Consider the following 23,746-nt stretch of genomic DNA (forward strand, 5'->3'; position numbering starts at 1 on the left):
TCCCCCGGCATACGGCAACCCCGCACCACCGGCCCGCCCCGGCCGGGGGCTCCGCCGTCCGCGTCGCGGCGGCCGTGCGGACCAGGACCCGGACCACCCGCGGTGGTCTGCGAGCAATCTGCACATCGGCCTGCGGCAGGCCCTGTGCTGTCCACCGGCACCGGGCGGACGTCGTCGCCGGCCGGCCGACGAGGCCCGGACCCTCATGCGCACCGCCCGGCCTGAAGCCACTGGAGCCGTACTCCGGCCGTAGCCACCAGGTGTGGCGCTGCCGGTACTGCGGCGACACGGGAGCAGCCAAGGTCGAGAAGAAACCGACCGCTTCCAGCCCGTGCCGGCCGCGCTCGGAGAACGAGACCCCGCGTGATCCACTATGCGAGTACCAGGGTGGCGCCGTCTCCCCGTTCCGACCGGCGCCCGTCGATGTGCTCCAGATCACTCAACCTCCTCGCCGGCTCGGGTCGTCAAGAGAGTGATCATCAAGGAGGGGACATGCCAGATGCTGTCGGCGACGGGGAGTTCGCCGAGTTTACGCGGGCCCGCTGGGGGCCCCTTGTGCGCTTCGCGTACGGCCTGACGTTGGACGTCGGCCGTGCAGAGGACCTCGTGCAGGAGGCGCTGGTGCGTTTTTGGCGCATGCGCGGGCGGGTGGCGATCGAGCAGCCGGAGGCGTACGTCCGCCGCACGCTCGTGAACCTGGCTGTGACGGCCGGGCGGCGGCGGTGGTGGAGCGAGCGGGTCCTCGGGCGGATCCCGGAGGTTGTGAGTCATTCCGAGACCGATCCCGGCCACGGTAGCGCGCAGCGCGACGAGCTGCGTCGTGCCCTGGCGCGGTTGCCCGCGCGCCAGCGCATGGTCGTGGTGCTGCGCTACGTCGAGGACCTGTCGGAACGCCAGGTCGCGGAGCTGCTCGGATGTTCGGTCGGCAGCGTCAAGTCCCATGCGTCGCGGGGGCTCGCCATGCTTCGCGGGACAGCCGCGTTCCGGGCTGTCCCGGAGGCCGCGTCCGGTGTCCGTGTGAACCGAGGGGAGGCCGCGGTATGAGCGGTGCGGAGCGGGTGTTGAAGGAATCCATCGACGAGGTGGTCGGCGAGTACCGGCCGACAGGTGATCCGGCCGTCCGCGTCGCGGCGGCCGTGCGGCATCGTCGGCGCAGGAACCGGACGATGGTGGGTGCGTCCGTCGCCGCCGTGGTCGCGGCGTCCGTGGGCGTCGCGGTCGTGCTGCCCGGTGACGGGGGGCAGGGGTCGGCGGGACCGGCCGCGGCTTCGTCCGCCGAGTCAACGAGTGCGGTGCTGTCGGACTACGAGATGGTGCCGGGCGCGGTCTACCGGGTCGCGCGCGGAACGCATGCCGGAGTCGAGTGGCAGGTGGGGTCGGCCGACGGCCGGGAGGGGCAGGCGTGCCTGGTCTCGAGGAACGTACTGGTGGGCGGGGTCGGAGCGTGCTTCCCCACGGGGGTCGCCAAGGTCCACTGGGCCGCCGCATCGCCGGGTACGGCGCGGACGACCGACGAGCCGTTCACGGTCGTCGGGGTCGCCCCGGCGAATGCGGCACGGGTCAAGGTCGTGCTCTCCAGCGGTTCAGGGCCGGAGGCGGAGACCGTCGCGACCCCGACCGCGACGGACACGCGTTTCTTCGCCGTGCTCGTCCCGGGAAGCATCCGCCAGCAGGTGCAGGTGCAGGCGTTGGACGCGGCGGGCCGCCCCGTGGGTGCGCCCGTGGCGGCTGACGGCAAACAGGAGTTCAAGGACCGGACGCCGCCATGGTGCCGGACCGGTGGCGAGCACCCCGCCGATGGCCCGGAGCCGGCCGCTGGGTCCCGCACGATCTCGGACCTCATCGCCGGCGCCCCTTGCGGCACCCCGAGTTCGGCCCTGGGCCGGCCGGCTGCGCCCCCATCGGCGTCGGCCTCTCCCAGCCGGACCCGGTGAAAGCAAGGAGTGCTGTGGCCTTGCGCAGAACACGAGCCCGTCGGGTCGTGTGGCCGTCTCGATGGGCGTACAGCTGAGCGTCGCCGGCGTCGTCGGTAGCGCCCAGGCGGCGCGTCCGCTCGTACCTACCGAGGCCGGCGCGACACCGGCTCGGCCGATGTCGTGGTCGGCCAACCCTCCGGCTGTCGGCAACGGCGCACGTTGCGTTCGACCGCGTCGGCCGGCGGGGCGACCACTGCGGAGGGCCGGACCGAGTGGTCACCCGACGGCAGAGGAATCATGTCCGCTCCTCTTGCCGTTCGGTGTGTGCCGCAGCGCACAGGTTTAGCAACCGGGAGCTGTGATGAGCGAAGCCGTCATCTTCTCCGACACCAACCACCAGGGCAAGAGCCAGCCCTCGGCCCGGGCCGACACGTCCTCGGGGGTGTTCGCCCACACCGCGACGGTGATGCGTCGACGGTGAGCGCCTGGAGGCGGTTGTCGAGGATGTGCTCCTCCACGCCTGCCCGTAGGCGTATCGGATGCGCCTCAAGCCGGATGCTCCCCGTGCCATGACGGCACCGGGAGCATCCATTGCGTCAGTCCGGGCTCAACCGCCCAGGGACCGGTATGCCGAGTCGAGCTGATCGAGAGACCAGCCTCCACCGCCAGGACGGCACTTCAGCGCCGTATCGGCCGAGCGGGACGCATTGGTGCCGGCGTTGAAGTTGGCGTTGGGGGTATTGGGCAGCAGGCCCATGTAGTACTGCCCGGACGACGTCCACACGCACTGGTGCAGGTTCAGGTAGCGCTTGTCTGACAGATCGAAGGATTCAAGAGCGGAGTTGGCCGGCAGTAGCTTCCAGCCGCCCCCTCCAGGGCCACAGGCCAGCGTGGTATCCGCTGTGTTCGAAACGTTGGTGCCCGTGTTGAAGTTGACGTTCGGCGTGTTCGGGAGCACGGCTGTGTAGTGCTGCCCGGCTGAGAAGTACACGCACTGGTGCAGGTTCAGGTACCGGCCCGCGGTCAGGTCGAAGGCTTTGACCGCCGAGTTCGCGAGAGCAGGCCTCCAGCCGCCGCCTCCTGGGCCGCACAAGAGCGCCGTGTCCGGCGTGTTGGAGACGTTCGTACCCGTGTTGAACGCGGTGTTCGCCGTGTTGGGCAGCACGTTCGTGTAATGCCCGCCACTGCCGACATAGACGCACTGGTGGAGATTCAGATAGCGCTCGGCCAGCCGTGGCGCCGGCTGTGCCGCCACGGCGGTACTTCCCAGGGCCAGGCCGATGGCTCCTGCAATTGCTCCCGCGACAATGGAATACCTGCGCATGGCGCGCTCCTCCGGATCCGACGCGGCCCATCAGGGCATGTACGCACAAGCTACTGATGCGAAGCCCGGAGGACGTCCTCGCGCGCACGGTGTGCCCCGTATTGGGTAACGCTCGGAGGCCAGTGTTCGCTCGACTTCATTGCCGTGCTTGTCAATCGCCTTGTCGAAGCCGGTGGTTCGGCCGTCCGCGCAGCTGCGGCAGCGGCGGTTGGTCCGCTGTTCCTTGCACTCGCGGGTGGCCGTAATGCACCCTTGACCGAGACCGGACGTCTGCGGCCGGCCCGCTGCTTGATCGAGGACGGCTGGCCGCGCTGGCGGCCGAAACCTCCCGCCGGCACGACGCGCTCACAGCAGCACACGCAGATCGAACGGAAGCAGGGCCCGCGGTCCGGGACCCGGGACTCGGGAGGACAGGGATGCGGTGGAGGAACGCTCCCGGCTACCTGTGTCCAGAGCCTCCGCGACGGCCGGCCACGAACTGAGGCCGGGCAGTAGCCGAGTGAACGCTTCGTCCCTCAGCCTCTCGCCACGCCACGAGCGGGGGCTCGGCACGCCCCCGCCCGATGGAGGTCAGGTCGTGGGGCACTCCCGCCAGGCCAGGTGGTAAACGGTGCTGATGTCACCGTCGGTGGAGTCCATGGTCATGTAGCTGCTGGATGCAGGTGCCGATGTGCCCTTGCGCACGCGGAGTTCGGTGTTGATATTGAAGTTTCGCTGCACGCCGCACGGTGCCCACACCATCTGCGCCCAGTCGGTCGCGTCGGTGGCCTGCCAGTTGTCGTCGTATGGACCGTTGAACGCGTGTTCCCGGGCAGCGGTCTGCGGTGAGCCCTGGAAGTAGTACGAGGCCTTGGTCGTGCTGCTCGCGCCGGGCGCGAGAGAGGCATAACCGCGGTAGTCCGCGCTGGCGATCGCGTAGGTGAAGCCATGCGGCACGTACACGATGAGGTTGATCTGGCAGTTCCTGCGCGCGGCGGTGGCCGGTGCGCCGCCGCCGACCTGGGCGACGTACTGGCTGTAGGTCACCGTGAAGGCGGTGTTGTCCTGGGAGACGGCGACGGCTGCCGTGTCCTTCGGGCATCCGGACCCGTTGACCGTCGCGACGTCGATGACGATCCGGTCCGGCGGCGGGTCCGTGATCGCCGAGGGGCTGTGCTGGGTGGGCAGGGCCGTTGTGAGCAGCAGGCCGATCGCGCCGCTCACCAGAAAACCTCCGGCCATGATTCTCCAATCCACTGCTTCGGAAACCGGGCGGCACTGAGCCGCGGTCTGGGTCACGCGGTGTGGGGCGTAACAGCCGGCGGAAGCTGTGGCGGGCCGTCATGGAGGTCTCCATGACGGCGATGAACGGTGGATATGGGATGCCCATGATGTGCGTGTGGGTGTGCTGTCCGCGGGGCCGGACAGGGGAATCGTAGGAGCCGCTATCGGGGCGGGCCAGCGCGCGGTTCAGCCATTCGCCGTCATCGGCGGCCCGACGTCCTGCCCCTGACCGAAAGGCCTCTGGATCGAGGCGCCGCGACCAGGCGGTGGAGCGCTCGGGAAAGTTGCTCGCCCTCCCTTACACGGCTGACAGGCGCAGGTGTCAGGCCCGGTCGGGGCATGGATCAACATCAAGGGCCACCCCGCCTGACTGGAGCATCCCGCCTGCTGCTCATGAGACGGCACCGCTGCGCAGGGGGCCCGGCCCCGACCGGAACCGGTCGATCGAAGAGCCAGGGCAGCGGAAGGCGTGTGCGGGCAGCCCCGGGTGCTCCCCCAGGTCGTCCACGTAACCGTGCCCATTGATGTCGCCGATGAGGTCCGCGGCGTTGTCGTCTGCCGCTGAACCGGGCGTAGGCGCTGTTGCCGGTAGCCCGGTACGGCGTCATGAACGCGCACGTACAGTCCCCGCCGGAGGCACTTCGGTATGGATCGCAGTGCGGAAGCAGCACCAGATCGTCCATCTCCTCGCGGGCACGGGCCCACGCGTGGCGCACCGCGGGCCGATGGCGTCACCCGTCACCACCTCGACGATGTTGTCGTTGCACGCCGCGGGCCGCTGGCGTCGGAACGACTCGAACGCACCGCCCACGGTGATACGCGACTCCTCCAGCTCCCCCGCCCGGTGCCGGGCGAGGATCTCCAGGCCCGCAGCGGGCGGCACCGGCGCCACCACGTCCGCGCCCTCCCCGACGGAGCTCGCCAGCCCCGCATCGACCAACGAACTCGGTTTGCAGCGCCGCTTCACCATGGCCGGCACCGGCGACATGCTCGGCCTGGACGTCCACGACGGCGCCCAGGCCCGCCACGAGGAGTACGTCGACGGCGTGCTGGAGCCGGGCATGGTGCTCACGGTGGAGCCGGGGCTGTACTTCGGTCCGGGTTCACCGCGTACGTGTGACGCGCACCGCGCTCCCCGGCAGGACATCAATGCGGACCCCCGCGTCCGGGTCGGTGAAGGCTTCGCCGGGTGCGTACGCCCTCTGGTCGTTCATGACGCGGACCGGCCCTTCACCGGTCTGTACCGCCGAGTCGACCCGGTAGACGAGGATGCCCTGGCCCTGGCGGGCCTCGGCGACGTACCCAGTCGTCTCACCGGTCCGCACCACGGCGATCTTCGTTCCGCCGGGGCGTTCGACCGGGGTCAGCGCGACCGTGCGGCGTCCTGTTCCCGCGAGGCAGGCGACCTGCCGGTCGCGGGTCCAGCCGAGCTTCCAGGAGTGCCAGCCGAGGAACTGCGGGGCGTGTCCGGCGATGTCGCCCATGACGTCCCAGCCTCCGACGTAGCGGTGGGTCGCACCGCTGAAGGCGTACAGGTCCGGCAGGCCGAAGGTGTGACCGGTCTCGTGGACGGCGACCTTGAAGCCCCAGTGCCACATGTCCTGGCCGAAGGTCACGGCCCACTTCAGGCGGGTGCCGTCGGCGGTCACGCCCGGTGTGGCGGGGTCGTGGATGTAGGCCGGGGAGAAGGAGATGACCGTCGCGGCCTTGGTGGGGACGACGTAGACCATGTCGTAGCGGGAGAGGTCGGCGTACGGGTCGGCGGCCGTGATCGCGTCCTGTAGGTACTTCTCGTGGGCCTCGAAGGTCAGGCCGCGGGCGAATCCGTACGAGTCGGAGGGCGCCGGCAGGCGCATCCAGCGGTGCAGCGGGGTCACGTCGAGGCGGATCCGGCCGTAGCCGGCCGTGCCGAACCAGTCGGCCACAGGGGCGAGATGGTCGGCGTACGGTTGTGTGGACTCGGTGGCCGGGGTGTCGGGGAAGTCCACGAAGAGCGTCAGCACGCGGCGGGTGCCGGTGGCCGGCTGGAACAGGGCGCGGTCGGTGTCGTGGCCCTCGTCGGTCCAGCCGGTCCTGCCGGGGAGCGCGCAGTCGGAGGCCGGGGCAAGGCCGTCGGCCGCGGTCGCCGTGGTCGGGGCCACCATGCAGGAGAGGACAGCGGCGGCCGCCGCGTCGACGGCGAGGCGCGGGCGGTGGGGCGGGATGGGCATGGGAACTCCCGTCGTCAGGGGGGATGAGGGGCTATCGCGGCCCGCGGCCAGATCCATCGGACGGGAGAGGACACGGCCGCCGGAGGCGGTGACGCCGTCGTGCTCCCACTCGTTGGTGACCCACACGCGCGTCGCGCCGATCTCGCGCGCCGTGCGGAGGGAGAGGCCTGCGTCCACGTACATGTCATCGCGGTAGACGGCTGCCGCGAGGGGACGCGGTTGGCGGCGAGGCGGCGGGGATCGTAGAGCGAGGGCCGGCCGGTGCGGTGGGCGAGGAGGTGGGCGGCCTCCGCGAAGGGGCGCAGGGACGCGATCTCCCGGAACATCCAGGGGTGGATCATCTCTCCGGTGAGCAGCAGGGGATCGGCGTCCTCGGCGAACTCGGGGAAGCGCGCCAGGGCGCGGGCCGCGGCCCAGCCGGTCGGCCCCGCGTCGCCCTGGCCGACGTACACGGTCTCCTGCATGACGGCGAACGGCGGGTTGTCGGTGAAACCGGTCAGGGTCAGCAGCTGATGGCGGAAGGTGTCGGGAAGCTTGGTGTTCACAGCCTGCGCAATGCCGTGACACCGTCTGGCTTTGAGCACGAGTATTGGGCAGCGGGTGGCGGATGTGAACCCGTTCGGGATGCGCTCGTCCAGGGCCGAGCCCATGCGGGGGCGGACTCCGGATCGCGGTCGCCTGGCGGGATGTGCCTGAGCTGTACGGTTCCCGGCCCAGCCTCCCCACCCGTATTGACCATAGGGAAGCGCTCCGGCCCTCAGCGGGGAGCGGGGGCCCGTACTGCCGACCGGACGCCTCGCTCGGACCGCCGCAGCCCCGTCACCGACGCCGGTCACCCCGGCGGCAAACCCATGGACGTCTTCAGCAAGATCGGAAGCATGGGAGAAAACAGGCATTACCGGGATGATCGGCACGAACACTGACGTCGGCGGGGACGGTGGTGACGGCTGTTTCGGTAGCCCCGCGTGCTACGGCGTAAGCAGCGGTGGCGGGGACACCGGCCCCGGCATGGACCCCTGGTACCAATACACCGACACCGACCCGACCCCGCCCCCGTAGTCAACTAGACGCGCACCCCACCCATCAGCCTGCAGTGGGCCAGGAGCGCAGAAGTGTGGCGATCTTCGCGGCGGTGCAGGTGGCGTCCACGAGGAGATCCCTCAGGGCGATGGCGTCGTCGCGGGTGGGCTTGACCGTGATTCCGGCGGCTTCGAGGTACATGACGCCGGTCGCGGCGGCGACGGCCAGGTTGGAGCGCTCCAGCCATCGGCATCGTCCCAGGGCGTGTACGAGGGCAGCCGCCTTGGCGTACGGGCCGTTGTAGACCGGCTGCTCGAAGAGCTCGGCCCGGTGGCGGGCGACTGCCGAGACGGGGACGCCGTAGTCGTCGGGGGCGGGATCGTTGGCGCCGGCAGCTTGGGCGACCTGCAGGATCCAGGGGACGTCGATGTGCAGTTCCATCAGGCGGCGCGCTCTGCCCGGCCTGTTTCCCGTGCGTCCTCGGCCTCGTCGAAGACGTTCTGGTGCTCTGAAAGGAACCGGGCGGCCGCGTCCACGGCACGGGCCCGCAGACCGCTCGCGTCGTCCTGGACGAGGCGGGCGAGGTAGTCCCCGATGCTCAGACCGAGGTCGGCGGCACGCTTCTTCGCGAGTTCCGCGACATCCTGATCGACTCGTGCACCCAGCTGCGTTTTGGCCATGGGTGAATGGTAACAGTTGTTACCAAGCTGGGGGGTGCCGCAGCCGCGCGAGGACGACGCCCACGACGAGCAGGAGCAGACCGGTGGCCGCCGCCGCGTGCACGAGGAGCGCGTCGAGGCGGTCCGCCGCCAGGTAGGCGCCGACGGCCAGTGCCACCAGGGCGCACACGCCGCGGTCCACGATGGACTCCACCGACAGCAGGGTCGCCCGGTAGGGGGTCGGCGGGATGGCCGCGTTGATCAGGTTGCGTTGCACCGGGTACGCGAGGCCCGCCGCGCCGGCGAACAGGCACAGCCACAGGATCGTGCCCGGAGCCCCCGACAGCGTGGTGGCCGCGAGCGTGAGTGCCATGACCACGCTGAGAACGGTCACCACGGTGGTGTCGGACAGTCTGCTGCGCAACCAGCCGGTTCTGGCGGAACCGACGGCCTCCGCCACCGTCATCGCCGACAGCACCGCGCCGTGGTCGGCGACGGGGAGGTCCTTTTCGAGGAGCAGCGGTTGGAAGAGGTTGACCTGGCAGATGCGGGCGAGCGTGAACACGGCCACGCCCTGCACCATCAAAGGCCCGAGGGACCGTGACGTTCCGAGCACCTTCGCGGCCTGGCGGGCCGAGTCGAGGAGACCGACGCGCTCCGCGGGCGGGTGGGCGCCCCCGCGGGGCGCCGCGATCGCCGGGAGGGCCGCGACGCAGGCCAGCGAACCGAGCGCGGAGAGCGCGGTCAGCACGTAAGGGGCTTCGTGTCGGACGTGCATCAGGACGCCGACCAGGGGCCAGCAGGCGATCTTCGCCCAGAGACCGAGTGCTCGTGCGGTGCCCTCGGCCTGTACGTAATGTGCGTCCGCACCGTGCGCGCGCAGGTACTCGTACAGATAGGCGCTGGACGCTCCGGACACCAGCGAGCGGGCGGCGGCGATGGCCAGGAAGTGCGCCATGAAGCCCGCGAAGGACGGCGACGCGACCGGGAGGAGGTTCGCCGCGGTCATCGCGGCCGCACCGAGCTGCATGCAGCGGCGCTGGCCGATCCGGTCGGCGATGAAGCCGGTGGGTATCTCCAGCAGGCAGAAGGCGACGTAGTAGACGCTCTGAATGCCGAAGATCTGACCGTCCGACAGGCCCGCCTGCTTCTGGTACTGGTAGAAGACCGGCATCCACCACAGCAGGTTGAACAACAGCTGGAACGCGTTGTTCAGTCGGATCACCCGGAGCACCGCGGCGGGCGGACGGACGCGGCGTTTCACGCGCGTACGCGGGGACATCGACATCAGGCGCTGTACGGGCGCAGCTGGAGGATGTGGAGCGCACCTCCCGGCCCGAGCAGCCATTCGATGTCGAGCGGCCCCGCGAAGGTGTAGTCCGTGGCGAAATGGGACTGGAGCAGGCGGCCCGCCAGCGCCAGCCAGCCCAGGTGGGCCCGCGTCTCCTGGGGCAGGTCCTCGGTGGCCGCGCCCAGCGAGATGGTGCGCCCACCGCCCTCGACGGTGTTGTAAAGGTACTGCAGGGGCAACGTCCGGCCGTCGACGACATCGGCCGGGGACCCGTGCGCGCAGTTGAGGTACACATTGCGGAAGTCGGCCCGGTTGGTCGGATTGCAGGTGACCATGACGCCTCCGAGCGGGGACGGCTCGTAGCGCTGGACGATCACCCCCATGTAGGTGTCGTCCAGGGAGATGCCGGCCTGATGGCGCAGCCGCACGCTGCGCGGGGAGAGCAACGAGGCCCACACCTGGCGGATGGCGTCCAGCAGCCCCGGCAGATCGGTGACCTTGGTGTGGGACTCGTAGATCCCGGCCGCGGAGAAGCCCGGCAGGTCCTCGGCGTTCGAGGAGGACCGCACGGCGAAGCGGCCGGTGCCCGCGAGGTGCTCGACCAGTTGCGTGTCCAGGGCGCGCACCAGGTCCTCGGGCACCGGGAGGGTGCGCACCAAGTGCTGCAGTTGGAGGCAGACCGTGTCCACGGCGTCCATGGAGTTCAGCTCCAGGGCCATCTTCAGCTTGCCTATGCTCTGCTGCACGGCCGGCGAGGAGTCCAGGAAGCGCTGTTGGACGGAGAAGGGGACGGCGATGCCCTCCGGCGCCTGGACGTGCCGGGTCAGGAACTCGCTCGCGCGCTGGGCGAGATCTCCGTCCTCGGGCATCCCCAGCCGGGCGGCCAGGTGACCGAGCAGGTCGGAACGGGGCGGGCGAGGCACGGAGTAGTAGCCGGTCAGTCGGACCGATCCGTGGCGCAGCACGTGGTGCAGTTCCCCGAGGTTGGCCGCCTTGGTGCCGTAGCGGTTGCGGTCGCGGGCGCGTAACGCGGACAGCGGCACGAGCGGTACGTCGGTCACGTGCGGTGCGTCGAGGCGGACCCGCTGCGTGTGCCACGTCGGTTCGGCCAGGTCCGAGGGCTCCTCGACGCGCTCGAGGACGAACGCGTCGGCGGTGACCTCGTAGCGGACCCAGGCACCGTCCAGCTTCTCGTCGGCGATCGTGTCGAGGACCCCGCGGACGATGGCGTTGGGGATGCCCCAGCCGGCCGCCAGCATGTTGGTGTGCGACAGCGGAGTGGTGGGCAGGGCGTTGACCAGCCCCGCCAGCCGCGGGATGTCGTCGGGGACCACCGGCATGGCGACGATGTCGTACCACGTCAGGTCCGCGCGGGCGGCCTGGTACTCCTCGCCCGAGGCGAAGGCGCGGAGCCGGCCGGTGGCCGAGGCCGGCGTCAACGGCACGAAGGGCGCGGTGGCCAGGAGCGCGTGACCCCGCGCACGGGGCACCACGGTCTCCGGCACCGCGGCGAGGGCGTTCTCCTGCCCGTGGTTCGCCGGCTTCACCAGTAGCTCCAACGCGGGATCGAGGTGGGCCCGCACGAAGGCGTGGAACTCGATCAACAGGTCCGCGCCCATGGTGTCGGCCTCGGTGGTCTCCAGGACCATGAACGGCTCGTCCCGCTCCGGACCGCCCCGGGAGTGCAGCGACAGGACGCCGAGCAGGAAGCGCCGCGCGGGGTCCTGGTAGACGTCGTGGTTGAAGCGGTCGAGTTCGGCGTCGAGCTGCTCGAGGGTCAGCCCCTGGATCTCGGTGGCTATGTAGTTGACGTGGAAGGAGTGCACAGCGCTGTCGAGGACGTGCCAGAGGCCTCGGTCCCGGTCGACGACGACCTTCACGTACGGGTGCCCGCCCAGCACCCCGGCCAGCTGCTCGAACAGGGGGAGCGTGAGCAGGGTGTCCACGGCGGCGCCCCGGGGGGACGGCGCGGTCGTGGTGGTTCCGACGTTCGTCATGCGGTGCTCCCGGGCGTCGAGCGGTCGGCGGACAGGGCGGAGGGTTCGGTGCGGGCGGCGGCGGGTGAAGCGGTGGGGGCGGCCGCGGATGCGGCCGCCGGGGCGACGGACGGGGCGGTGAGGGCGCTGGGCAGCGCCGCGAGGATGCGGCCGCAGTCGGCCAGCAGCTCCGGAGCGGACTCGGCGGTGAGGAAGCACAGCGCGGCCATGGAATTGGCCCCTCCCGCCTCCTCGTACGGCGGGACCGGGCTGCCCGGCGCGATACTGCTCTCGCGCACCAGCTCCACCCGGGATCCCGGCGCGACCAGGGCGGGCCAGTCGACCGCGTCGAAGTCCCAGGCCGGGAGCGTTGTCCAGGGCCGGCCCTCGGGGTCGACGGCGAGGACGACCAGGGATCCGGCGGCGCCCTCGCCCTCGGTCAGCATCCGCTCCGGGTAGGCGACCTCCCGGCCGAGCAACTGGCGTACCAGCATGCCGATCATGTCGAGCCCGAAGACGGTCTCCACCTGCCGGGTGGTCATCACCCCACCGAAGCGGGCCGCGGCCTCGATCAGCCACATGGCACCGTCCGCGCCGAGCTTGATCTCGGTGTGGGTGGCGCAGGTGTCGAGTCCGAGCGCGTCGACGGCGGCCCGCGACACCTCCTCGATCCGGCGCTGCAACGCGTTCGGGAGGGCGGCCGGAGCCAGGCTCGCCCGCTCGGTGAAGGGCGCGACGGTCGGCAGCCGCCCGGTGATGCACAGCGGGTGGTAGTGGCCGTCGGCGACGATCCCCTCCACGCTGACGTAGTCACCCCACCCGTCCCCGTCGAACCAGTCGCAGGCCTCTCCGGTCACGATCTCCTCCAGCAGGAAATCGCTGACGCCCTCGTCCGCGGCGTGCAGTTCCGCGTAACCCTGGGCCGAGGACGCCTCCATGACGGAACGTCCGGTCTTCCAGGCCGCCTCGGCCTGCTGCTCGTTCCACACGGTGAGGTGGGCGGTGGAACCCGCGCTCCAGGCTGCCTTCAGGAGGAGCGGCGGCCTGAGCGTTTCGAAGGCGGCCGTGATGTCCTGCGAAGCGTGGACCTCCGCGAACTCCGGTACGGGTACCCCGGCGTCCCGCCAGATCCGGCGCATCAGACGCTTGTCCCGCGCCCCTGCGACCCGCTCGCCGGCGCCGCGCAGACCGAGCCGCAGGCTCGCGTGGGCGACGGCCACCACCGCGTACTCCGACAGCGTCAGCACCGCCTCGGCGCCGACGCGGCGAGCGTGGGAACAGATCAGATCGACCAGTTCCACGCCCTCGCCCGGCGGGGCCGTGGTGACCGACGCGCACCCGGGCAACCACACCGACTCGGTGGTCCGGGGCAACGGCGCGAGCGCCAGGACGTGCACCTGGGCGTGGGCGGCCATGTGCGGGACCGCGTACTCCAGAGGAGGGCCGCCCTTGGCATAGACGAAGAGGATCGGAGTCATGGTGCTCCTGAGATCGAGGGGGACGCCGCGTGGCGCGACGGCGTCGTCGGCGGACAGTGCGTACGCGGTGTGACCACGCACGAACCAAGGGTCACTAGACCACGACAGAACGCGGCGGGCACACAGATGCACGCCTACTCAGTTGGGAGTTGGCCAAACAACCGCGCTCGCCAAGTGGGCCTGGACGAGGGTGTTTCAGCCACGTCGACGGGACCGAGGGCCCGACCGCTCCGGGGTGCTGAAGGATCCTGGAGGTGAATCCGGCGGTGGAGGCGAAACCGCCGAGGTCGCGCGTGCGCACCGGGGTGGTGGCGAGGACGCGGGCGATGGCGTCGGTGATGTCTCGGCCGCGGCCCCGGGGTGGCCGAGGTGGTCGGGCATCATGGCGGCGGACCGGATCGCCCCGATCGGATTGGCGATGCCCTGTCCGGCGATGTCGGGGGCCGATCCGGGGACCGGTTCGAACATGGAGGGGTACTCGCCCGGCGGGTTGAGGTTGGCGGACCGAGCGATGCCGATGCCGATGCCGCCGGCCACCGCGGCCGCCAGGTCGCTGAGGATTCCCCGAAGAGGTCGGACGCGACGACGAAGTCGAAACGAGCGGAGCGGAGGACGGACTTGGCGGCCGGCGCATCGAACGGCCTCGTGTGCAGATGTCGTTGGTTGGTCCCCCGCTGCCCGACGATCAGCCGATGTCCTTCGAGCTGCTCCGCTCGCACCGCGCGCCCAAGGGGCCGCCCATCGGGGTGGTCTGACGAGCCTGTCCTCTCCGACGTGGTGCGGGACGACGTCCCGGCTCGGCAGCCGACGAGGTGGTCAGCAGGGCCAGTTCGCCGCCTCCCGTACGCACCGTCTCGACCACGTCCTCACGGGTGAGGGCCACGCGCAGGCTGAGCGACACCGCCGGATAGCGCTCGGCGAAGTGCTGGACCATGGTGCTGAGGGGTTCGCTCGTGGGTGAGGCCATCTCGGCGATCGCCAGGCGCCCAGCGCGTGAAGGGCTTCCCGTGCCCGTGGCACCAGTGCGGTACCGGCCTCGGTCGGGACCGCCCTCCGGCCCATCCGGTGGAACAAGGCCTGGATGGCCTGCGACAGGGACGGCTGCGACACGTGGAGTGCCGCGGCCGCGCGCGGTTGGAGCCGCCGTTGTCCACGATGGCGAGGAAGTACGTCAGCCGGCGGAAGTCCACGGTCCAGCGTTGGCCGTCCGCGACGAAGCGAACGGCCCCGTCACAGCCGCGCCGGAGCGGGCCGGTGGTCGGGGGGACGTGCCTAGCCGGTCTGCTTGACGCAGGTCCGGTCGCTCGCCGGCAGCCTGCCCGTCGCCAGGTACGCGTTGACCTGCTCGTCCACGCACGTGTTGCCGTACTCCCCGAAGAGGGCGTGCCGGTTGGCGCCCTCCAGGGTGAGCAGCCTGGAGCTCGGCAGCAGGCGGCGCAGCTCGACGCTGCTCTTGTACGTGGTGCGCGGGTCGCCGGTGGCGGCCACGATCAACGCCTTGGCGTCGCGCCGCACACCGGTGGGCTCCTCGCGCGGCCGGTCCCAGAAGGCGCACGGGCCGATGTTGCCGGTCAGCGGGCCGAACAGCGGGTGCGCGGCGCGGTCGCGCTCGATGTCCCGCCAATAGAGCTCGGGATCGCGCGGGGCGGCCACGTCCCCGCAGATGATCGCGGACTGCACGCCAGTGGGCTCGCCCTCGCCGCGCAGCGCGTACCGCAGCGCCGCGGCGAACTCCGGCGGCAGCGTGGTCGGCGTGCCTTCCGCGGCCTTGGCCAGTACGGACACCTGCTCGCCGAAGGAGGCCCGCGCCGGGTCGGTGTCGTCCGCGATGCCCGAGAAGAGGAGGAGCGGCACCTGACTGTCGTCGATCCGGAAGGCATCGGCGCCGGCGCCGATGGTCAGCGGACCGCGTGCGGACGCGGCGACGACACGGTCGACGGTGGCGAGCACCTCGGCGCGGGTGCGGCCGAGGCCGTAGGTCGCGTGGCGCTCCGCCGCCCAGCCGGCCCAGTCGGAGAGCGCCTTCTCGTTCTCGGGCTCGGTGCCCTTCAACAGCCGGGCGCGGTAGTCGGCCGGGGCGAGCGCCCCGTCGAGCACCACCCGGTCGTAGCGGCCGGGGAACATCTGCGTGTAGACCGTTCCGAGGTAGGTGCCGTACGAGTAGCCCAGGTAGGAGATCTTCCGCTCGCCCAGCGCGCCCCGGATGACGTCCATGTCGCGGGCCGTGTTGCGGGTGCTGATGTGCGGGAGCACCGAGGCGTCGGTGGCCCGGCACTTGTCGGCCAGGCTCTTTTGCAGGGCGACCTGGCGTTCGAAGCCCGCCCGGCCGGCGCCGGCCGACAACCAGGTCATTCCGACGGGCCAGCCGCAGTTCAGCGGGGTGCTGCGGCCGACGAAACGCGGGTCGAAGCCGACGATGTCGTAGCGGGCGCCTACGCCCTTCATCGCCTTGCGCCTCTCCGGGGGTGATCCGACCGCGCCTCCGCCCGGGCCGCCGTTGTTCAGCAGGATCGAGCCGATGCGGTGGCGGGTGTCGGTGGCCTTGAGCCGGGATATCGCCACGGTGATCGTGCGCCCTTGGGGGTCGGCGTAGTCCAGCGGCACGGTGACGTCCGCGCACCGCACGCCGGCCTTGTCCAGGTCACGGCCCATCGTGTCGTTGGGGCCCTTGTCGCAGCTGCCCCAGTCGAGGGGCTGACGGTAGTACCGGTCAAGCCCGGCCCCGACCCCGGCCCCGGCGACGTCCTTGGCGGGAGCCTCGGCGGTGGCCAGGGCTGGTGAGGTGGTGAGACAGGCGGCGAGGGCGAGGCCGACGGCGGTGGCGCGGCACGCGGCGGGGCTGAGGGTGGTCAAGGGGTCTCCTCGGGCTGGTGGCTACGGTCGGACTCGTCGTCACGCACCGGCTGGAGGCGGTGAGCGGCCGCCGGTGGCCGCAGCAGCGGTCTCATCCGATCGCATGCCACGAGGCTAGGAAGCGGCCCCCGTACGGCACATCGCCCGTGGGCCCGAGGACCCCGGTCCCGGCCCACCCCCGCCCGGTACTCACGGCCCGGTCCGGTCTCCTCCCCGGGGATGAAACCCCCGGCGCGGACCTCGGCCTTGAAAAGGACGTCCACCAACTGCCTCGATCGGCTGCGCCCAGCGCCTCTGACGGACCGTTGGCCCCGGCGCCGCCGTCCCTATCCCCCGTCCTGGTAATTTGGCACGTTCTTTCGATCAACTCACGCTTCACTGGAGACCTCTCGTGCACCAGAACCTGCGCCGCCACGGCCTCATGACCACCGCCGGCATCGCTGCCGCCCTGGCCCTGACGGCCTGCGGCAGCAACTCCGGCAACGACAAGGCCACCGCCTCGAAGGACCCGAAGCCAGCGGCGACGCCGAGCAGTCCGTCGGCCGCGTCCAGCGCTGGTGCCGACGCCGGCGCCAAGGGCGGCAGCGTGGAGGGTGGTTGGACCTCGATGGCGAACCCGTCGAAGCCCGTCGTCCTCACCGTCAAGGGCAAGACCGCCCTGGTCATCGAGGCTGACTCCGGCCTGACCTGCCAGGGCACCACCGACGGCAAGTCCTTCGACCTCAAGTGCCCGGCGGGTGCGCTGCATGCGAAGGGCCAGGTCGTCTCCGCGGGCGCGGCAGAACTGAAGGTCACCTGGCAGGAACTCGGCACCGAGACCTACCAGAAGAGCGAGCCGGGCAAGCTCCCCACCGCCCTCCCGAAGCCCTGACCCACCCCCGTACGGTCCCGCGCGCCGCGGCCGGGACCGTTACGGTGGCCGGGCGCGGCCCAGCCGCCCGTCGGCTCCCGCAGGGATGTGCGAGCCAGGACCGGCCCGCGCTGGACAGGGCGTTGGTGATCACGCGGGTGGCGTATGCGCGCGGTCGTCCGTGATGCGGTTGATGTGCTCCGCGAGCACGTACCCTCGTCCGCGGCACCGATCTGCGCCCCGGCGACCCCGTCCGGCAAGGGCGCCTGCCCCCCCTCGCTGTGGCCGGATGACGCTTGTCCGGAACCGGGTGTACCTAGACGCCCCTTTCACGGCTCTTGGCGCACGTAGCTGTGCTCGCCACCCCTTGAGGAGAAGCCGTGCGTTCGAAAAGGAAACTGTCGGTTCTGGCCGCTGTCTGTGTGAGTGCCCTGGCGGTCGGGGGTCTGGCACAGCCCGCACTCGCGGACGGCTCGGTCAACGGGCCCGTCGAGAACTGCAACGCCGCGGCCGCCGTGTCGCCGGGGTCTTTCGGCACCGGCGCGCTGTCGTGGTGCATCCTGGCGTCCAAGCAGAGCGGTGAGGCCAAGAAGCTGGCCCGCGAGGGGTTCGTCAAGGGCCTGCTCGAGATGCTGACGAACCACACCGGCGGCAATTACAACATCATGATTTTCGACGTCAAGGGCAAGAATGCCTTCGGGGACCCCTGGTTCGTCCACCCCTACACCGCGAACCTCAAGGACGTTGCGTACCAGGGCGACGTCGAGTACAACGACGCGACCTCGCGCGAGGACCAGACCTACCGAATCTGGATCTTCTCCGGCGGCGGCAGCTTCACCAACCACGGCGACGGCGGATGGATCAACTGGGGCTTCTACGGCCTGTGGGACCGCAACGGCTCCACCGTCGACTTCCGTCCCACGATGGTGCCGGCCACAACCCCCGGCGTCCCCAAGGGCGAGACGCCCGGTCCCGGCGACACCCCCATCACGCCGGGCGTACCCGCCCAGCCCGGCCCCCGTCCCGGCTTCCGCGCCGACAGCGCGGCGACGACGCCGTCCGGATCAGGCCACCCGCCCGTCGGAGTCCCGGTGCGCCTGAAGACCGTCAACAACCTCGGGGCTGCCGCAACGAACGCCGCCTCCGGCTCGACGGTGGTCGCGGGGAAGCTGGGTGACACCAACTCCACGTGGACGTTCAAGGAGGCGGGCGGCGGCCGCTACGAGATCGCCAACAGCCTCGGTCCGGTCCTCACCGAGAACACGAGCACCTACTTCGCGTCCATCACCACCTGGAAGGGCGGCGCCGCCCAGAAGTGGGAGGTGATCCCCATGAAGGGCGACACCTACCAGATCAGGATCAGTGACCAGGACTGCCTGACCTATCACGAGGACTACAAGAAGCTCGGTGTGTGGACCTGCGACGGTTCCCAGGGCCAGCAGTGGACCATCACCCGCTGAACACCACCCCCACGGCGCCCGGAGCCGCGCCACCGCGCGCCTTCGGCCCCGGCAGACAACCGCTCAGGCGGATGGCCGGTCCGTCCTCCACCGCGACCGGCAGCGCGGACACCGCGACACCGAGCGGCAGGACCTGCGGCACCGCCGCACGCTATCCCCGGCTGGGGTGTGGCTGGGTACGTCGCCGTCGTTGCCGTGGTTCGTGGGTGCGCTACTGCACCACGCTGTGGAGCCCCGAAGTACGGCGTCACCCAAAGCGAGGCTGGCGGAGACGGATGCTTCGCGGGCCACCCAGGCATGGGCCGCTTCCGGCCTCCCCGCTCGCGCCCCCTGCGGACCGCGAGCCGGTGTTCGCGCCGCGGCAGCCCGGCTAAGATCTGCCCGCCCCGCGATGCGCGCGAGGGTCGGCACCTGGGGGTGGCAGGGATGGCGCAATCCTTGATCGGTGAACGGTACGTCGTGGGCCTCGGCTGCAGGGTGAGCATCGAGGGGGTGGCTGTTACGACCGTCAAGTGGAGCATCTCGCACCTGCCCACCGGCGGCGCGGACCGGCCGACCAGTCGTGAACAGAGCGTGGGGATAACCTGCCCCCGCTGCTCGCGGAAGTTCTCTGTCCAGGTGGAGAGCGTGGCCAAGGCGCGGCGCAAACAGCTGATCAATCGAGCAGTGGGCTGGCTGCTGCTCCTCTCGCTCCTCGTCACCGTCCCCATACTCTTCCACCTCGGCGGCCAGACCGTCGAGGAGGGCGACACGCAATCGTCCGACCTCGTGGGCATCCTGTTCGGACTGGTCGCCCTGGCCGTGATCGCCGGCCCATCGTTCCTCGTCGCCGCGAACCACAACGGCGTCAAAAAGCTCCGGCTCGTTCGGAACAACGGCACCAGGACCGCCCTGGTCCAGGGCCACCGGCTGTTCTGAGGGCCGTCCGAGCCCCGACGATCGGTGAGCGGCCATCGTCGCCACCGAAAGGGAAGGCGAATGCCACAGCACACCGATCGGCGTTCCCGGTACGGGCGTTGGTGCAGAGAAGGTGGTGGTCCTTTCGCCGGTTGGCGGGCGGGCGCGTAGGTCAGCGTTCGATGACAGGCTTGTCGAGGTCGCGGTGGACGAGGGTGACGTCCCGGTGCCGATCGGCGTGCGGCTGGGCGAGGGGGATGCCGAGTTCGGCGGCATCCTTCTCGTCGCCGGACAGAGCGGCCTGAAGTGCAAGCGCACGGTGTCGGCTTCATCAGAGGCGACAGTGGCTGGGACTGGGACGGCGTGGGTGTTAGACGACCGTCCGCGTGGTGATGACGTGGGTGACAGCGACAATCCCGTTGCACACGGGTCGTGGTCATGTCTGGGGCCTGGCCGGCTCCTCGTGTGCGACGACACGGTGAACACGAAGAACGCATGCACGGCCAGCGACGGGGCCACAGGCTGGAGACCGACAGCATCCACGAGTAGCTGGCCTCACGTTCCTCTGCAACGAACGCCGATACCGACGACCTCCCGGCCGAGCCGCCCGTGCACGACGGTCACCGCCGCAGGCGACACCGATCCGGTACAAGTGGCGAGTCGACCGAGTCCGTTCTGAGAGTCGGAGCCAGCCCCCGGCCCCCATCGGAGCCGGGGGGTGGTCCCCCACAGTCAGTCAGCCGAAGGTCGAGAACCCCGGGGTACGGGGCCACGTCCATGGTGGGATTCAGAGTGAACGGGTGAAGCCCCGGGCTGCTGTCTCACCTCGTGTCGTCTGCCGATTCGTCGAGCCCCAGGACCTGGAGGAGGTGGCCTTCTATCGCTTGCGCCTTCCTATCCGTTTGGGCATCACTTGCGGTTGCTCTGGCTGCGGCATCCCGACTTCTGGAAGGCCGTTCATTTTTGCGCTCGCTTGGAGAACTTGGTCGATGATGCAACGGCGCATCTCGCGCTCCGGATCGTCTACGCCTCGAGCCTGGACGCGGTGACGACCCAGGTGTGCCCGCAAGTTCCGGTGCCCGAGTCCACTACGACGAGACAAGCCTTCCTGCCCCCCATCACTCCCTACAGGGGGCAAAAGCGGCAGCTGAGAACGGCGTTCGGGCCGTGCATCCGGGAGCAGTCGTCGCCCGCACATCGCTGATCATCAGCCACGGGCGCTCCGTGCATGAGCGCATTGTGCACGAACTCGTCGCCGGTACTCGCGACGGCAGCCTGTTGGACCGATGACAGCCGCTGCCCAGTATGCGTGGCCGGCGTGACGGCCTCGACGCCTCCCGGCTGCCCATGGCACTCCGGGCCGACAACACACTCCCCGGCGCCCTCGACGTCCGTCTCGACAGCCGGGTAACCCAACCGACGCTGCGCGGTGCCCGGCAGTTCCTGCGTCGCAGCGACATGCGGCCCGCCTTGTAGGGATGTAGGCGACCGGCTGCACGGTCATGGGACGTCCCAGGGGGTCGCACGCGTACCGCGTCGACCGCCTCGGCAGGGAACGGGTCACGTCGGTGCGGCGTTGGCTGTCATGTGGGGCATGGCGCCTGTGTCACACCAGTGCCGCGCCGCCGTCTATCGCGAGCGTGGTGCCGGTGACGTAGGCGTTGGACAAGACGAAGAGATAGGCCGCCGCGGCTTCCTCGGCAGTGCCGACGCGCCGCGTGAGCAGCTCGGACCCGGCCCCTTGGAGGAAGGCCTCCGGGTCCGGGACGCTGCCGTCCCACAGTTCGGTGCGGATCACGCCGGGCTGGATCACGTTGACGCGCAGAGGGGCGAGTTCGACGGCGAGTGCCCGGGACAGGGCCTCGATGCCGCCGGTGATACCTGCCGTGAGCGCCGTTCCGGACAGGGGGCGGATCGAGAGGACGCCGGAGCTGAAGGTGATCGAACCGCCGTCACGCAGTCGCGGTGCAGCGTACTTGGCGGAGAGGAACGCGCCCCAGAACCGGCGCTCGAAGACGGCCCTGGCCTCCTGCGGGGTGGTGTCGACCAGCGGCTTGATCAGCAGAGATTCACCCGCGGTGTAGACGAGGTGGTCGAACTCCCCGACCTGCTCGAAGAACGCGGCGATGGCGTTCCCGTCGGTGACGTCCAGGCGGCGGCCTTGAGCCGGCTCGCCCAACCGCTTTGTCGCGGCGTCCACGCGGTCCGGGTTGCTGGAGGCGACCACGACGTCCGCGCCGGCCGCCGCGGCCTGTTGGGCTACCGCGAAGCCGATGCCGGAGGTTCCGCCGATGATCACGATCTTCTTGCCGGCCAGAGACATGGGGTCCATTCCTTCGTCGATGCAGTGCCGGGTTCGGCGACCGCCATGACAAGAACGTACGCCTCCCCCATCGAGACGGTGAATGACTTGATGTCTCGATTCCCTGTCATATCGTCTCGCTGCGTGGCTACTAGAGTGGCCCTATGGACATCCTGAGCGACACCCTCGAAGTCCTGCGGACGGGACGCCCGATGGTGACTCGCACCGACGCGCACGCCCCATGGGCCCTGACGTTCCAGCCCATCTCAGGAGCCGGTTTCCACGTGGTCGTGGAAGGGCACTGCCACTTGCTGCCACCACACGGCCAACCGCTCGCGCTCGGACCCGGTGACATCGTGTTCCTGCAGCGCGGCAGCGGACACACCCTGTGCGATGTGCCGGGCCGCGATCCGGTGGACTTCGTACCGGAGCGCGTGGACCGTTCCTCGCCGATCGGCCAGGTCACCGTGGACGGACCGGGGCCGCACACGGTGCTGGTGTGCGGCGCATACGCGATTGACGTCGATCGCCCGCATCCGCTGTTCAGCGATCTACCGGAGGTCATCCACCTGCCCGCGGTTCCGGGCCGCCACCCGGTGCTGCGCTCGGCGGTCGATCAGCTGTGTGCCGAGTTCCACGCGCCGCAGCCCGGCTCGGACGCGGTCGTCACGGCGCTCATCGATCTGCTGCTGCTGTACATCCTCCGGTCGTGGTACGCCGAACTACCGGGAGAGCGGACCCGGGGTTGGACGGCCGCGCTTGCCGACCCGGCAGTCGCCCCGGCCCTGAAAGCGATCCACGACGACCCCGGCCACCCCTGGACCGTGGAGTCGCTGGGCGCCCGCGCCGGGCTGTCCCGCGCGGCGTTCGCCCGCCGTTTCGCCTCGGTGGTCGGCGAACCGCCGTTGACCTACCTGACCAACTGGCGGATGGCGACCGCGGCACGGTTGCTGCACCGATCGCCGGCCCCGCTGAGCACCATCGCGCAGCGCACGGGGTACACGTCGGAGTTCGCCTTCGCCAAAGCTTTCAAACGACACTTCGGATCTCCACCAGGGGCCTACCGCAAGCAGGTCAAGCCAGCAGGCGACGAAGCACGCGGTTACAACTGACGGTGAGGGCCAGGACATCACCGCCGCGGTTCGGGAAGTGGAAGCGGTGGTCGCTGCCGTTCCCGGCCTCGCGATGGCCCCGATGTGGTGGAGCACCGGGCGGATCGTGTCCAAGAGCCTGAGCGATGCGGGGATTGCGACGACGCGTGAGGCGGCGGATGTGCCGGGGGGCGAAGGTCCAGGGTGCCGACGGCCAGGACGACGCCCGAGGAGCGACCAACGCCAGATGATCAAGTGTGCAGCGACACCCTCCCAGCCGGGCGCCGATGCTGCCTTCCGCCTTGCGGAGGCCGCGAGAACGGGTCGCGCCGAGAGGGCGGGCGGCATCCGGTGCTCGGCTCCGATGTCGAGGCCGATCTAGTCGTCCTCCTGGCTGAGCCGCTGGTCAGGTGATGCGGCCGCCAGCCGCGATTCATGGCGAAGACCAGTTCGTGACGCCCGCCGAGCGGCGCGAGCGGCCGCAATCGCCGACCAGCAGACGAGGGTCGCGCCACCACCACATCTCGACCTGGCGGCCGCGTTGCAGAAGGAGAACCCGGCCCGCACGGCCGCGCAGATCCAGCGGATCCTGCGGGCCACGCAGGGCTGGTCGCCGACCGACCGAACTCTGCAGCGGTACTTCGCCGACGCCGGGCTGACCGGCGCCTGCGACGAGAGGTGCGTACTCGGCCGGTTCGAGGCCACCCGGGACGAGCTGTTGACCGGAGACGCCCTCCGCGGACCGAAGATCGGCGGCCGCAAGACGTACTTGTTCGCGTTCATCGATGAACACAGCCGACCAATCGTGGGCCACCGATTCGGGTTCGCCGAGGACACCGTCCGTCTCGCCGCCGCCCTGCGGCCGGCTCTGTCTGCCCGTGGGAAGGCGCCGTTGCTTGTAGTGAAAGAAGAAGGCGTAGACCCGGCCCCCATCAGGGAAGTCCGCGGGCATCGCCCGCCACGAGATCCCGCCCGCGACCAGGTAGCGGATCGCGTCCAACCACTGCCGGCGGCAGTAGCCCACGGGCCGTCCACCCCGCCCCTGGAACCAGGCCGGCACCCGCAGCGACGGCCGGACGGCCGCCCACTCCGCGTCGGTCATGTCCGTACCGGCGCACCCGGTCCGGACGCCAGCCCGCGAGTTCGGTACGGGCAA

The 23,746-nt window shown here is 70.4% G+C and carries 19 protein-coding genes and 4 pseudogenes; 7 read left to right on the forward strand and 16 right to left on the reverse strand.

From position 1 onward, the window contains the following. The first annotated feature begins 492 nt into the window (after positions 1 to 492). Positions 493 to 1,044 carry a SigE family RNA polymerase sigma factor gene (locus ACIP5M_RS17150; RefSeq protein WP_401197654.1) on the forward strand — a complete coding sequence of 184 codons (552 nt, stop codon included), beginning with the start codon at positions 493 to 495 and terminating at the stop codon, positions 1,042 to 1,044. Continuing rightward, positions 1,041 to 1,934 (forward strand): hypothetical protein, encoded by an 894-nt coding sequence (locus ACIP5M_RS17155; RefSeq protein WP_401197657.1) that lies wholly within the window; start codon positions 1,041 to 1,043, stop codon positions 1,932 to 1,934. The genes ACIP5M_RS17150 and ACIP5M_RS17155 overlap by 4 nt, the downstream gene beginning before the upstream one ends. A gap of 589 nt (positions 1,935 to 2,523) precedes the next feature. On the opposite strand, the gene ACIP5M_RS17160 is transcribed toward ACIP5M_RS17155, so the two are convergent. From ACIP5M_RS17160 to ACIP5M_RS17170, 3 genes and pseudogenes are all read right to left on the reverse strand, one after another. Further along, a complete protein-coding gene (locus ACIP5M_RS17160; protein WP_401197659.1) occupies positions 2,524 to 3,240 on the reverse strand; it encodes a hypothetical protein in 717 nt (238 codons plus the stop codon). A gap of 570 nt (positions 3,241 to 3,810) precedes the next feature. After that, positions 3,811 to 4,461: a DUF4360 domain-containing protein gene (locus ACIP5M_RS17165; protein WP_401197662.1), complete on the reverse strand. Its 651-nt coding sequence runs from the start codon at positions 4,459 to 4,461 to the stop codon at positions 3,811 to 3,813. Between the two features lie 722 nt (positions 4,462 to 5,183). After that, positions 5,184 to 5,446, reverse strand: a pseudogene (locus ACIP5M_RS17170) (LuxR family transcriptional regulator); the annotation flags it as partial. Between ACIP5M_RS17170 and ACIP5M_RS17175 the strand changes: the two are divergent. Continuing rightward, positions 5,445 to 5,601, forward strand: a pseudogene (locus ACIP5M_RS17175) (M24 family metallopeptidase); the annotation flags it as partial. The pseudogenes ACIP5M_RS17170 and ACIP5M_RS17175 overlap by 2 nt on opposite strands. A gap of 5 nt (positions 5,602 to 5,606) precedes the next feature. Here ACIP5M_RS17175 and ACIP5M_RS17180 read toward each other — a convergent pair. The 10 genes and pseudogenes from ACIP5M_RS17180 to ACIP5M_RS17225 all read right to left on the reverse strand — a co-directional run bounded on the left by ACIP5M_RS17180 (position 5,607) and on the right by ACIP5M_RS17225 (position 15,990). After that, entirely contained in the window at positions 5,607 to 6,713 is a 1,107-nt protein-coding gene (locus ACIP5M_RS17180) for a peptidase M6 (protein WP_401198017.1), read from the reverse strand. A gap of 36 nt (positions 6,714 to 6,749) precedes the next feature. Then, positions 6,750 to 7,249 (reverse strand): annotated as a pseudogene (locus ACIP5M_RS17185) (proline iminopeptidase); the annotation flags it as partial. A 547-nt stretch (positions 7,250 to 7,796) separates the two neighbouring features. Further along, on the reverse strand, positions 7,797 to 8,174 hold the full coding sequence (locus tag ACIP5M_RS17190; RefSeq protein WP_401197665.1) for a fic family toxin-antitoxin system, toxin component: 378 nt from the start codon (positions 8,172 to 8,174) through the stop codon (positions 7,797 to 7,799). Continuing rightward, positions 8,174 to 8,413, reverse strand: coding sequence for a hypothetical protein (locus ACIP5M_RS17195; protein WP_401197668.1), 240 nt, complete (start codon positions 8,411 to 8,413; stop codon positions 8,174 to 8,176). The genes ACIP5M_RS17190 and ACIP5M_RS17195 overlap by 1 nt, the downstream gene beginning before the upstream one ends. A 19-nt stretch (positions 8,414 to 8,432) precedes the next feature. Beyond that, on the reverse strand, positions 8,433 to 9,617 hold the full coding sequence (locus tag ACIP5M_RS17200) for an MFS transporter (protein WP_401197671.1): 1,185 nt from the start codon (positions 9,615 to 9,617) through the stop codon (positions 8,433 to 8,435). A gap of 62 nt (positions 9,618 to 9,679) precedes the next feature. Next, on the reverse strand, positions 9,680 to 11,680 hold the full coding sequence (locus ACIP5M_RS17205) for a PEP/pyruvate-binding domain-containing protein (RefSeq protein WP_401197673.1): 2,001 nt from the start codon (positions 11,678 to 11,680) through the stop codon (positions 9,680 to 9,682). Further along, entirely contained in the window at positions 11,677 to 13,218 is a 1,542-nt protein-coding gene (locus ACIP5M_RS17210) for an acetyl-CoA carboxylase biotin carboxylase subunit family protein (protein WP_401197675.1), read from the reverse strand. The genes ACIP5M_RS17205 and ACIP5M_RS17210 overlap by 4 nt, the downstream gene beginning before the upstream one ends. Before the next feature lie 157 nt (positions 13,219 to 13,375). After that, positions 13,376 to 13,772: pseudogene (locus tag ACIP5M_RS17215) on the reverse strand (isocitrate/isopropylmalate family dehydrogenase); the annotation flags it as partial. Between the two features lie 50 nt (positions 13,773 to 13,822). Next, the gene (locus tag ACIP5M_RS17220) at positions 13,823 to 14,104 is read right to left on the reverse strand and encodes a hypothetical protein (protein ID WP_401197677.1); all 282 of its coding nucleotides are present in this window, start codon (positions 14,102 to 14,104) and stop codon (positions 13,823 to 13,825) included. 305 nt (positions 14,105 to 14,409) lie between these two features. Continuing rightward, positions 14,410 to 15,990 carry an alpha/beta hydrolase gene (locus tag ACIP5M_RS17225; RefSeq protein ID WP_401197679.1) on the reverse strand — a complete coding sequence of 527 codons (1,581 nt, stop codon included), beginning with the start codon at positions 15,988 to 15,990 and terminating at the stop codon, positions 14,410 to 14,412. Positions 15,991 to 16,381: 391 nt separating this feature from the next. On the opposite strand from ACIP5M_RS17225, the gene ACIP5M_RS17230 reads away from it, so the two are divergent. Together ACIP5M_RS17230 and ACIP5M_RS17235 are read left to right on the forward strand one after the other, a co-directional pair. Then, positions 16,382 to 16,861: a hypothetical protein gene (locus ACIP5M_RS17230; RefSeq protein ID WP_401197681.1), complete on the forward strand. Its 480-nt coding sequence runs from the start codon at positions 16,382 to 16,384 to the stop codon at positions 16,859 to 16,861. A gap of 401 nt (positions 16,862 to 17,262) precedes the next feature. Continuing rightward, entirely contained in the window at positions 17,263 to 18,300 is a 1,038-nt protein-coding gene (locus tag ACIP5M_RS17235; protein ID WP_401197683.1) for a hypothetical protein, read from the forward strand. On the opposite strand, the gene ACIP5M_RS17240 is transcribed toward ACIP5M_RS17235, so the two are convergent. After that, entirely contained in the window at positions 18,290 to 18,442 is a 153-nt protein-coding gene (locus ACIP5M_RS17240) for a hypothetical protein (RefSeq protein WP_401197684.1), read from the reverse strand. The genes ACIP5M_RS17235 and ACIP5M_RS17240 overlap by 11 nt on opposite strands. 350 nt (positions 18,443 to 18,792) lie before the next feature. Here ACIP5M_RS17240 and ACIP5M_RS17245 point away from each other — a divergent pair, with 350 nt between their 5' ends. Next, positions 18,793 to 19,218 carry a hypothetical protein gene (locus tag ACIP5M_RS17245; RefSeq protein ID WP_401197686.1) on the forward strand — a complete coding sequence of 142 codons (426 nt, stop codon included), beginning with the start codon at positions 18,793 to 18,795 and terminating at the stop codon, positions 19,216 to 19,218. Between the two features lie 1,585 nt (positions 19,219 to 20,803). Here ACIP5M_RS17245 and ACIP5M_RS17250 read toward each other — a convergent pair. Further along, positions 20,804 to 21,520, reverse strand: a complete 717-nt coding sequence (locus ACIP5M_RS17250) for an SDR family oxidoreductase (protein WP_401197689.1) — start codon at positions 21,518 to 21,520, stop codon at positions 20,804 to 20,806. 143 nt (positions 21,521 to 21,663) lie between these two features. Between ACIP5M_RS17250 and ACIP5M_RS17255 the strand changes: the two genes are divergently transcribed. Beyond that, positions 21,664 to 22,611, forward strand: a complete 948-nt coding sequence (locus ACIP5M_RS17255; RefSeq protein WP_401197691.1) for an AraC family transcriptional regulator — start codon at positions 21,664 to 21,666, stop codon at positions 22,609 to 22,611. Positions 22,612 to 23,023: 412 nt separating this feature from the next. Here ACIP5M_RS17255 and ACIP5M_RS17260 read toward each other — a convergent pair whose 3' ends face one another. After that, entirely contained in the window at positions 23,024 to 23,692 is a 669-nt protein-coding gene (locus ACIP5M_RS17260; protein WP_401197692.1) for a transposase, read from the reverse strand. Between the last annotated feature and the right edge of the window lie 54 nt (positions 23,693 to 23,746).

The sequence above is a fragment of the Streptomyces sp. NPDC088762 genome, assembly GCF_044750905.1.
Classification (GTDB): domain Bacteria; phylum Actinomycetota; class Actinomycetes; order Streptomycetales; family Streptomycetaceae; genus Streptomyces.

Coding starts and splice junctions, on each gene's coding strand:
- ACIP5M_RS17150 (WP_401197654.1), top strand. CDS start 493: ATGCCAGATGCTGTCGGCGACGGGGAGTTCGCCGAGTTTACGCGGGCC.
- ACIP5M_RS17155 (WP_401197657.1), top strand. CDS start 1,041: ATGAGCGGTGCGGAGCGGGTGTTGAAGGAATCCATCGACGAGGTGGTC.
- ACIP5M_RS17160 (WP_401197659.1), bottom strand. CDS start 3,240: ATGCGCAGGTATTCCATTGTCGCGGGAGCAATTGCAGGAGCCATCGGC.
- ACIP5M_RS17165 (WP_401197662.1), bottom strand. CDS start 4,461: ATGGCCGGAGGTTTTCTGGTGAGCGGCGCGATCGGCCTGCTGCTCACA.
- ACIP5M_RS17180 (WP_401198017.1), bottom strand. CDS start 6,713: ATGCCCATCCCGCCCCACCGCCCGCGCCTCGCCGTCGACGCGGCGGCC.
- ACIP5M_RS17190 (WP_401197665.1), bottom strand. CDS start 8,174: ATGGAACTGCACATCGACGTCCCCTGGATCCTGCAGGTCGCCCAAGCT.
- ACIP5M_RS17195 (WP_401197668.1), bottom strand. CDS start 8,413: ATGGCCAAAACGCAGCTGGGTGCACGAGTCGATCAGGATGTCGCGGAA.
- ACIP5M_RS17205 (WP_401197673.1), bottom strand. CDS start 11,680: ATGACGAACGTCGGAACCACCACGACCGCGCCGTCCCCCCGGGGCGCC.
- ACIP5M_RS17220 (WP_401197677.1), bottom strand. CDS start 14,104: ATGGCCTCACCCACGAGCGAACCCCTCAGCACCATGGTCCAGCACTTC.
- ACIP5M_RS17250 (WP_401197689.1), bottom strand. CDS start 21,520: ATGTCTCTGGCCGGCAAGAAGATCGTGATCATCGGCGGAACCTCCGGC.
- ACIP5M_RS17255 (WP_401197691.1), top strand. CDS start 21,664: ATGGACATCCTGAGCGACACCCTCGAAGTCCTGCGGACGGGACGCCCG.
- ACIP5M_RS17260 (WP_401197692.1), bottom strand. CDS start 23,692: ATGACCGACGCGGAGTGGGCGGCCGTCCGGCCGTCGCTGCGGGTGCCG.